The organism is Magnetococcales bacterium (assembly GCA_015232395.1).
GTDB lineage: Bacteria > Pseudomonadota > Magnetococcia > Magnetococcales > JADFZT01 > JADFZT01.
Genome location: JADFZT010000040.1, coordinates 30,299 through 40,895 on the forward strand (window position 1 = coordinate 30,299; position 10,597 = coordinate 40,895).

Sequence of the window (10,597 nt, forward strand, 5' to 3'; positions counted from 1 at the left end):
TCATCCGATCAGTAGGTACGCTCTTTGGGTTCGTATTTGGGATTGCCCACCGTACGAATATCTTCGTAGGAGAGCACTACCTCGCCCTTGTCGGGATCCCAACGGGTGATCGTGTGCTTGCGCCAGTTGGCGTCATCCCGTTCGGTATAATCGGTGCGTGAGTGCGCCCCTCGGGACTCGGTACGGGCCAGAGCCCCTTTGATGATACACTCCGCCAGGTCGATCAGGTTGCCCAACTCCATCGCCCGCAACAGATCGACATTAAACTCATCGGATTTGTCGTAGACGTTGATGATATTGTAATCCTTGCGCAGCTTGGGAATCTGGCCGGCAGCGGTTTCCAGACCTTCCGGGGTCCGGTAGACGCCGCAGTAGGCATTCATGGCACTGGCCATGCGGGCGTGCAGCTCTACTGGCTTCATACCCCAATCCTGGCGGCTTTTGAGCTCGTGGATTTGATCCCGAACGTGGTGGAGATCGGTCATGGGGAAATCCCGGAGGCTTTGCCCTTGAGCATAACGGGTGGCGGCCTTGCCGGTGATCTTGCCAAAAACAATGGCATCCAACAGGGAGTTACCCCCCAGACGGTTGGCACCATGAACCGAAGCACAGGCGGCTTCTCCTGCTGAAAAGAGCCCGGGCAGTGGCGAGGCCCCTTCCTTGTCGGTTCGGATACCCCCCATGGAATAGTGGGTCGTCGGTCGGATGGGGATGGGCTCCTTGATGGGATCCACCCCTTCCAGATCAATGGCCAACTGGCGCACCTGGGGCAGTCGCTCCAGAATTTTTTCAGCGCCCAGATGGGTCAGGTCCAAAAAGACCGCGCCATCCGTGCCCCGACCTTCGAGAATTTCAGTCTGCTCAGCGCGAGAGACCACATCCCGGGAGGCCAGTTCAAATTTGGTGGGGGCATATTTGCCCATAAACCGCTCGCCGGCGGAATTAATCAGATACCCTCCCTCACCCCGGGCACCCTCGGTGATCAAAATACCGGAGGTACGCAGACCTGTGGGATGGAACTGAACAAATTCCATATCTGCCAACGGCGCTCCCGCCCGCATCGCCAGGGCCATACCGTCACCGGTATTGGTGGTGGCGTTGGTGGAGGAGAGATAGACCCGGCCATAACCGCCCGTGGCCATCAATACCGCCTTGCCCCGGATGGGAAAAATCTTGCCGGTCTTGATGTCATAAGCAACCACACCCGCCACGTGCCCTTCGGCATCGGTGACCAGGCGCATCACCTGACACTCTTCATAGACCGGGACGTTGGCCTGGACCAACTTTTCCCAGAGTGTGTGGAGCAGCACCTGACCGGTGCGGTCAGCGGCATAGCAAGTTCGGTCGAAGCTGGCACCGCCAAAGGGGCGCTGGGCGATATCGCCATCATCAAGACGGGAGAATGGGGTGCCCATTCGGTCCATCTCACGGATTGCTTCGGGGGCCTCCTCACACATCAGCTCGATGGCATCTTCGTCGCCGATATAGTCAGAACCCTTTACCGTATCATAGGAGTGGGATTCAACCGAGTCTTGTGTGTTGATGGCGGCATTAATTCCCCCTTGTGCGGCACAGGAGTGACTCCTGAGGGGATGAATCTTGCTCACAATCGCCACATTGATACTCGCTTTGACCCCTTCCAAGGCAGCGCGCATCCCCGCCAAACCGGCGCCGACTATGATCAGGTCATGGATTTTCATGGCTCCTCCCAACGCTGATGTTCCACCGTAGGCTTCCATACCAAAATCGATACTGACAGATATAAAAAACTCTCAAACAAATTCTTGTGCAACCGCCCGATAATTCTTGTTTCAGCAGCTATTTATATAGTTAAAAAACCACTTCCCCCCTATCGAAGGCGACACTTTAAATGAGATGTTACGAAAAGTCAAAAAAAGCAATCACACCGGTATTAATTTTTTTTTGCGCGTCAAAGGCCCAGCCGGTTTGCCCCCCCCTTCGACCCTGTGATAGAAAACATAAAGAGATGAGGAACCTTCAGGAGATCAGCCACACACATGGACGCTACAGCACAATCCCGCAATAAATATAATCCCCAGGCCATCGAAGCCAAATGGCAGGGTATCTGGGCCGACGAAAAAACCTTTTGCGCCGTGGAACAGGGAGACCGGGATAAATTTTATCTCCTGGTGATGTTCCCCTACCCCTCCGGGCGGATACACATGGGCCATGTGCGCAACTATGCCATTGGCGATCTCATCGCCCGCTATCAGATGCGCCTGGGCAAAAATGTCCTCCACCCCATGGGCTGGGACGCGTTCGGCATGCCCGCTGAAAATGCCGCGATCAAACAGGGAGATCACCCCAAAGGGTGGACCTATCGCAACATCGAAGCGATGCGCAAAGAGATCCAATCCATGGGGATCTCCTATGATTGGGACCGGGAGTTGGCCACCTGTGATGCCGACTATGCCCATTGGGAGCAGCAGCTCTTTTTAAAGCTTTATGATAAAGGCTTGGTCTACCGCAAAAAATCCCTGGTCAACTGGGATCCCGTGGATCACACCGTGCTGGCCAACGAACAGGTCATTGACGGCAAGGGGTGGCGCAGCGGGGCCACGGTGGAGCGCCGGGAACTCTCCCAATGGTTTTTAAAAATCACCGACTATGCCGATGAACTGTTGGCGGATCTGGATCAACTCTCCGGCTGGCCGGAAACCGTCCGCACCATGCAGGCCAACTGGATCGGCAAAAGCCACGGGGTTGAATTTTCATTCAAGATCAAGGATTCAGAAGAAACCCTCCCGGTCTACACCACCCGCCCGGACACCATCATGGGGGTCACCTTTTGCTCCATCGCCGCCGAACACCCCCTGGCGCACAAGGTAGCCGAATCAAACCCCTCGGCCCTCACCTTCATCCGGGAGTGCCAAACCTCCGGCACCAGCGAAGAGGTGCTGGAGCGTCAGGAGAAAAAAGGCTTCGATACCGGTCTGAAGGCGATCCACCCCCTGACCGGCGAAGAGGTGCCCCTCTTTATCGCCAATTTTGTCCTTATGGGCTACGGTACCGGGGCGGTGATGGCTGTTCCCGCCCACGATCAACGGGATTTTGAGTTTGCCCGTAGCCACGACCTACCCATCCGGGTGGTGATTCAGCCCCCGGGGGAAGCTCTGGACCCCGACACCATGGCTGAAGCCCACGTAGGGGCCGGGGTGCTGGTCAACTCAGGGGAGTTTGACGGCCTCGACAACGAATCCGCCAAGGAAGCGGTCGCCAAAGCCTTCGAAGAGAAGGGCATCGGTCAATCCACGGTCAACTTCAGACTTCGGGATTGGGGCATCTCCCGACAGCGCTACTGGGGCAACCCCATTCCCATGGTCCACTGTGACGCTTGCGGCGTGGTGCCGGTGCCAACCCCACAACTACCGGTGGCCTTACCGGAAAATGTTTGGGAAGAGGCGGGTGCTGGCAAACAGGCGGGCAACCCCCTGGCGCTTCATCCGGAGTGGAAAAAAACCACCTGCCCCAAATGTGGTGCAGCGGCCCAGCGGGAAACCGACACCATGGACACCTTCATGGAGTCCTCCTGGTATTTTCTGCGCTACTGCTGCGCCGATCTCGACACCGCTCCCCTCGACCGCCAACGGGTCGATTACTGGATGCCGGTGGATCAATATGTCGGCGGTATTGAACACGCCGTGCTCCATCTCCTCTACGCCCGTTTTTTCCACAAGGCGATGCGGGATGTGGGGGAAGTCACCTGTGATGAGCCCTTCAGTCGGCTTTTGACCCAGGGGATGGTGCGCAAGGATACCCACAGCTGCCCGAATCACGGCTGGCGCTACCCCACTGAAGTCAAATCGGACGAGGGAAAGCTCCTCTGCGTTGAGTGCGATGGGGCCATCCAGGTAGGCCGCAACGAAAAGATGTCCAAATCCAAACACAACGTGGTGGATCCCACCGACCTGATTTCGGGGTATGGGGCGGATACCGCACGGCTGTTCATGCTGTTTGCAGCGCCACCGGAGCGGGATCTGGAGTGGAACGACAGTGGGGTGGATGGCGCTTGGCGCTTTATCAATCGGCTCTGGCGGCTGGTCAATGATGTGGTCCAGCGCACGCCTGGGATTGAGCCTGTCAAGGGCATGCCGAAAGCCGCTGATCTGCGCAAGCTGCGCTCCAAAACCCATCAGACCATTGCCAAGGTGACTGGAGATATCACCGATCAGCAGTTTAACACCGGGATTGCGGCGGTGATGGAGTTGGTCAACGAAGCCTCACCACACCTGGGCAAGGAGGAGAGTCTCCTCAAGGGTGAAAAGGCGGCTGTTTTGCGGGAAGTGGCAGAGATGGCCGTGATGCTGCTCAATCCATACATTCCCCACGTCACGGAAGAGTTGTGGATCCATCTGGGCCATACTGATCGCCTGAGCCACCATCCCTGGCCCCAAGCCGATCCCGAAGCCCTGGTCAAAGAAGTGATTACCCTGGTGGTCCAGGTCAACGGCAAGCTGCGCTCCCGACTTGAAGTTTCCCCGGAGACCGATAAAAAAGAGCTGGAAACCGCCGCCCTGGCCGATCCCAAAGTTCAATCGTTCCTCGACGGCAAAACCGTGCGCAAGGTGATCGTCGTACCGGGCCGTCTGGTCAACATTGTAGCCAAGTGAAAGAGATCATGGGGACTTTAAATTCAAGACCCGTACTGTTTTTTGCAACCCTGCTACTGGTGGCAACCCTATCCGCCTGCGGCTATCGCTTTCCAGGAGAGGCCCCTGTTTCCGGCATCTCCGGGGTGCAGGTGGGAGGGGCCGGATCCGATTCAGCCCCCCTGCTTGCACGGCAGTTAAAACGCAAACTGGAGCGACGCTTGCGCCTTTCAGCCACCCAGCCCGGGGATACGGAGGGCGCGATTTTGCATTTGAATCTGGAGATGCCGGATCAATCGGTCATCGTTCAGGAGCAGTCGGGTCGAGCTGACCAGTATCGAGTCACTCTGAGAGCCCAACCCCGCCTCGCCTCTGAAAAAAAGTCGGGTAAAAACCACTTTCCGGTGGTGAGCGGTACGGCCACCTTCTATGACCTCAGTGCGGGCACCACCAGTCGCGCCGCCCAAATCCAAGCCCAGTCCGAAGCCCTCGACCAGCTGGCCGATGCGGTGGTGGCGGTGGTTTCGGAAAACAACTGAGCTTAGGATTCAACCGCCTGTCAAAGCTCGGCTTTTTTGAAAAACCCGTAACCGGATTGGATCATGATCAAAGCGGATTGGGTGATCAAAGAACGGGTTGGACAGTCAACAAGCAGATCGATGGATGTCAGGCAGGATCCCACCTTGAGGGAAAAGGTAAAATTAAAAAAACGCGCCGAGGGTACCGGGGATAGAGGGAGGGGATGGTCCCCCGACGCGGGGTGGAGGAGAGAGAAGACGAACCCAGTCAGGAACGTGAATGGTGATCGTCACCACCCTATGCAGTCAGACAGGCCCCTCCCCCATTGGTTCCCATTCAATCTTGACGCTTCCGATATTTTTTTTGAGTTTGGTCAATTTCCCACCCGGAAAACGATCCGTTATTTCGTGAGCCATTCATGAAACTGAAAAGTCAGGATCTTCTCTTTCGCCTCAAAAACGAAGCCCCACCCATGGGGATATTGCTCTATGGCCAGGAGGCGGGCCTGGTGATGGAAAATGCTGGGGCCATTCGTCTCGCGGTGATGGGGGAGGATGAGGAAGAGGCGGAATTCGATGCGGAAACCTTTTATGCCGGAGACCTCAACGAAGAGCGTTTTCTCACCAGCTGCCAATCCCTCCCCTTCATGGCCAAGCGCCGTCTGGTCACCATCCGGGAAGCGGATCAACTCCCCCCCAAGGTGCGGGAAACGGTCCTGGCTTATCTTAAAAAACCCTCACCCACCACCGTATTGTTGATCACAGCGGGGCCCCTGGAAGCAGGAAATCCCCTACGAAAAAGGCTGGAATCCAACAAAAAAATGTGGTGCGTCCCCTTCTATCCCCTGGAAGGGGCGGCTCTCAACAACTGGCTGCGTGGCCGCCTGAAAGAAGCGGGCTTCCAGGTGGATCGGGACGCCCTGATGCATTTGGGGGAGCGCCTGGAAGGGGATACCCGGGTGGCGGGGCAGGAGTTGGAAAAGCTGGCACTTTTCATGGGTAAGGAGCGCTCCATCGGTCTGACTGATGTCATGGCGGTGGTGGGTGAGACCGCTAACGCAAGCCCTTTTGCCCTGGCCGCAGCGGTAACCGGAGGCCAAGGCAAGGAAGCCCTCACCATTTTGGACAAGCTGCTGGAATCAGGAGAGGAGCCCCTGATGCTGCTGGCCCTCATCACCCGCCGAATCCGACAACTGGTCAAGGGGCGGGCGCTTTTGGATCAAGGGGTGCATCCGGACAAGGCAGCCCGGGAGCTGAAGATATTTTGGAAGGAACAGAAGCCTTTTTTTGCCCAGTGTCGCACCCTGCCCGGAACGGCGGCTGCCAGTGCGCTTCTTTACTGTCTGGAGGCGGATGCCGGACTCAAGGGGGGCGGCCCCCCTGCCCGTCAAACGCTGGAACGGCTGGTCATTCGGATTGTGGCGCTGATTCCCGGGCGTCCCGAACCTTTCCGGCGCTCACTTTGAGTAAAAGCCAGATACCGACAATTCCCAGAGCCACGCCAATAAACAGCTTCCCCTGGATGATCTCGTAGAGCAGCCCCCCCACCACCGGCCCGATCACCCGCCCCAGAGCGCTCATGGATTGAAAGAGCCCCATCATCACCCCCTGTTTTTCAGCGGTGGTGTTGAGGCTGACCAAACTCGAAAAGCCCGGATGGACCAACCCTGCTCCCAAAGCCACCAGGGCCAACCCCCCCAGGGTACCAACCCAGCCACCAATCAGGCCCAAGATACCCAATCCAGCTGAAACCAGCACCAACCCCATCCGTGCCGTGCGTTTTTCCCCTACCCGGGGAGCCAATCGCCGCACCAGCCCCCCCTGGGAGATCGCCATCATCACCCCCACATAGGCAAACACCCAACCGGTGGTGGCCATGGTCCAACCCATCAATTCCTGCCCCCACAGGGGAAGCGTCACCTCAAAGGCGGAAAAGAGGGTGATAAATCCCCCCATGAGAAAACAGACCGCAAGGGCTCCCGGATAGGCCCGGGCCTCGCGCCAGGGTTGCAGGGAGAGGGGGTGGTAGCGGGGAGCGGGTTTGCTGTTGGCAGCGGTTTGCAGATTTTTGGTTTCCGCCAAAAAGAAAATGGCCGCCAAGCCGTTCAGGCCGGTGATGGCAGCCGCCGCAAGGGGAGCGGCTTCCAGGCCATATTGGGAGAGCAGCCCGCCCATCGCAGGCCCCAGCACAAAGCCCAAACTAAAGGCAGCCCCGATCAGCCCCATCGCTTGGGCGCGTTTTTCAGGGGGGGTGATGTCTGCCATGGCTGCTTGGGCTGCAGCAATGTTGGCCCCCATGATCCCTGCCACCCCCCGGGCGACAAAAAGCAGCCACAAAGAGCCTGCCATACCGTAAACAAGATAGGAGATGCATGAGCCGAACAGGCCGACGATCAGCACCGGTCGCCGCCCCCATCTGTCGGAGATTCGCCCCCAGAAGGGCGCGAAAAGAAATTGCATTAAGGAGTAGATCGCCATCAACCAGCCGATCTGCCAGGGTGCGGCCAAAAACCGGGGGTCGGAAGCGTAGAGAGGCATGAGGGGCAGCACCATGCCGAACCCCAAAAGGTCCGCAAACACGGTGATGAAGATAATACCGGTGGAGGCTTTACGTCTCATCAATTAAACCTCATCCCCCCCCGGGAATAAACAACTGGAAAATTCAGGAAACTTACAGACGCAGGAACCAGGCGGTCAGAACGGCCCCGGCATTAAAGATCAGCGGGACGGCAAAGGGACCTAGCTTGATACCCGCTGGCTGAAACTGAACGGCCCAGATCCAAGGAAGCGCCACCACGATGGAAGTGAGCAGTCCAGTCGTAGGCCCTACGTGGATAAAAACCGCCCAGGGCGCCACAGCCGTCGCCACATAGATCGCCAGCAGCCCCACAGCCCAGAGGGTCAGGATGGTCAGGCTGATTTTTTGGGGAGGTGTGGTCATCGATTCGGGTTCAGATGTTGGTGGCAGCAGAAAAACATCCTTTGATTCACAAGCCCAGTCAAAACAGAAGCCCTTCAATCGACAAAAAAACTTTCAAAACACAAAAAAAGGGGCGGCGGGTTTGCACCTCGCCGCCCCTTTTTAAGAGTCAAACAGTCAGCTCAGCTTAGGGAATGACAGCTGGGATGTTGTCAAAGTAGTCGCCGTTGACCAGGAAGTGGATCCAGATGCTGGCAGCATAGCCCAAGGCAATCGCGGGGGCCCATTTCAGGTGACCGAAGAAGGTGTACATGCCACGGGCTTGGCCCATGAGCGCCACACCAGCGGCGGAGCCGATGGAAAGCATGGAACCACCCACACCAGCGGTGAGGGTCACCAGCAACCACTGACCCATATCCATCTGGGGCCCCATGGTCAAAACGGCAAACATCACCGGGATATTATCGACGATGGCCGACAGGAAACCCACCATGACATTGGCGTAGGTTGGACCCCAATCGATATACATCACCTTGGAAGTTACGGCCAGATAGCCGATAAAGCCCAAGCCACCCACGCAGATGATGACCCCATAGAAGAACATCAGGGTGTCCCATTCAGCCCGACCCACCTGCTTGAAGATATCGAAACCCACATCGCCGATCTCCTGCTCCTGCTCGTAACGGCGGCGGCGATTGGGGTTGGAGCCCCTGTAGTCGCCGTAGGTCTTTTTGAGATAAAAACCAAACAGCTTGAGATAGGAGAGACCCAGCATCATACCCATCATCGGGGGCAGGTGCAGGAAGTTGTGGAAGCTGACAGCGGTAACGATGGTGGCAAGGAAGAGAAAGATGATCCGGATACCGCCCCGTTTGATATGCACCACCTCAGTGCTGGCTTCGGGTTTTTCGTTGGGGATGGCAAAGTGCATGATCACCGCAGGCACCAGCCAGTTAACGGCGGAGGGGATGAAGAGGACAAAGAAGGTCTGGAAGGCCACGATCCCTTTTTGCCAGACCATCAGGGTGGTGATATCGCCGAAGGGGCTGAAAGCACCACCAGCATTGGCAGCAATCACGATATTGATACAGGCCAAGCCGACAAATTTGGGATTGGAGCGACCCACGGCCAGCACCACGGCACACATCAGAAGAGCGGTGGTGAGGTTGTCGGCGATGGGGGAGATGAAGAAGGAGAGGACACCCGTCATCCAGAAGAGCTGACGATAGCCAAATCCCGAACGCACCAGCCAGGCGCGCAGTGACTCAAACACCAACCGCTCATCCATGGCGTTGATGTAGGTCATGGCCACCAGGAGGAACAGGAAAAGCTCGGCATACTCAAGGATGTTGTGCCGCACGGCCACTTCCGCCGCGTGGGGCATGCCGTGGCTGGCATAAACAGCGGCAATCATCGCCCAGATAATGCCCGCAGCCAGGAGCACCGGCTTCGATTTTCTGAGGTGGGTAAACTCCTCGGCCATCACAAAGATGTAGGCCACAATAAAAATCAGCAGGGACAGGTAGCCGACAGCGCTATTGGTGAGGTCGATCATCTCCCCACCACCACCTGACGCCCAAGCCGAACCCGGCAAACCGACGGCGAATGCCGCCAGGGCCAACAAAATGCTCCAAAACCTGGTCAACGTGATCTCTCCATTACCGTGAGATGTGAATCCCCATTCCCTCTCTCTCCAAAAAGCCGATATATATACGCAATTGGGAAGCTGCAAATTCGGCCATCCGGACCAAGAGCCCTCAGGGGAAAAAGTAGGTTACTATAGATGGAAATTTACAGGGCTGCAATGTCAACTTCACCAAGTGAAAATTCTCCTGCCCCACTTTAGCAGAAAACCATTTTCAATAATGGTAAAATCAGCCAAGATTCCAATGAGATTCAACACTCATGAAGGGCTATTCAAAAGACTAAATACGATGAAAACTTGCGGATTGGTGGCTTTGGGTCTATGGTTCCCGGCTTCATAAGGCAAAGTCTCTCGGCTATGGGAGGCTGGGAACCACTTTTGAGAGGACCCGATTTGAGTCCCCTTCAGCACTGAACGGAGGATGTCGTGTCACAGCTAAACTGCAACAAGATTCTGATATCCGTCGATTTTTCACCCGATAGCCTGGTGATGATCCTCGCAGAAAACAGCCCCTCCTCACCAGCCGACAATCACAACATCAAGCTGAACACCTCTTTTTCCAGAGGCCAGCCAGCCAGTCAGATCCTTAATCATCGCCAGATAGACGAAAACCGATGTGATCGTCTTGGGTATTATGGATACCAGCGGCCAAACAGGACTCTCCCACACGTTCACAGGCTCCACAGCCTAGCGGGTGGTGCGACAGGCTGACATTCCAGCGTTAACACCTGAAAAACCTTAAAAAAAGAACCGGATACACCATTAACAAGCAGCCTGTTCACCGGGAACATTTTCGGGCCATCAACCTTTCACCGGGGTGGTTTTCTTCTGAGATCCAGTAATTTCTGTGGCCGTCGGCTTTCAGCTGATAGCGGCGACCACAGATGTTGGTGGCTGTTCAGAT

7 protein-coding genes are annotated in these 10,597 nt (G+C 56.5%); 3 read left to right on the forward strand and 4 right to left on the reverse strand.

Annotation, left to right across the window (positions count from 1 at the left end; genetic code table 11):
• Positions 1–8: 8 nt before the first annotated feature.
• Positions 9–1,700 carry an FAD-binding protein gene (locus tag HQL52_12060; protein ID MBF0370181.1) on the reverse strand — a complete coding sequence of 564 codons (1,692 nt, stop codon included), beginning with the start codon at positions 1,698–1,700 and terminating at the stop codon, positions 9–11.
• A gap of 318 nt (positions 1,701–2,018) precedes the next feature.
• On the opposite strand from HQL52_12060, the gene HQL52_12065 reads away from it, so the two are divergent.
• The 3 genes from HQL52_12065 to holA all read left to right on the forward strand — a co-directional run bounded on the left by HQL52_12065 (position 2,019) and on the right by holA (position 6,594).
• Positions 2,019–4,631, forward strand: coding sequence for a leucine--tRNA ligase (locus HQL52_12065; protein MBF0370182.1), 2,613 nt, complete (start codon positions 2,019–2,021; stop codon positions 4,629–4,631).
• An 8-nt stretch (positions 4,632–4,639) separates the two neighbouring features.
• Positions 4,640–5,149 carry a hypothetical protein gene (locus tag HQL52_12070; GenBank protein MBF0370183.1) on the forward strand — a complete coding sequence of 170 codons (510 nt, stop codon included), beginning with the start codon at positions 4,640–4,642 and terminating at the stop codon, positions 5,147–5,149.
• A 398-nt stretch (positions 5,150–5,547) separates the two neighbouring features.
• The gene (gene holA, locus HQL52_12075; GenBank protein MBF0370184.1) at positions 5,548–6,594 is read left to right on the forward strand and encodes a DNA polymerase III subunit delta; all 1,047 of its coding nucleotides are present in this window, start codon (positions 5,548–5,550) and stop codon (positions 6,592–6,594) included.
• Here holA and HQL52_12080 read toward each other — a convergent pair.
• From HQL52_12080 to nhaD, 3 genes are all read right to left on the reverse strand, one after another.
• Positions 6,536–7,747, reverse strand: a complete 1,212-nt coding sequence (locus HQL52_12080; protein MBF0370185.1) for an MFS transporter — start codon at positions 7,745–7,747, stop codon at positions 6,536–6,538. The genes holA and HQL52_12080 overlap by 59 nt on opposite strands.
• Positions 7,748–7,799: 52 nt before the next feature.
• Complete coding sequence (locus HQL52_12085) at positions 7,800–8,069, reverse strand: hypothetical protein (protein MBF0370186.1); 270 nt, start codon at positions 8,067–8,069, stop codon at positions 7,800–7,802.
• A gap of 166 nt (positions 8,070–8,235) precedes the next feature.
• Positions 8,236–9,603, reverse strand: coding sequence for a sodium:proton antiporter NhaD (gene nhaD / locus HQL52_12090; GenBank protein MBF0370187.1), 1,368 nt, complete (start codon positions 9,601–9,603; stop codon positions 8,236–8,238).
• Positions 9,604–10,597: the final 994 nt, after the last annotated feature.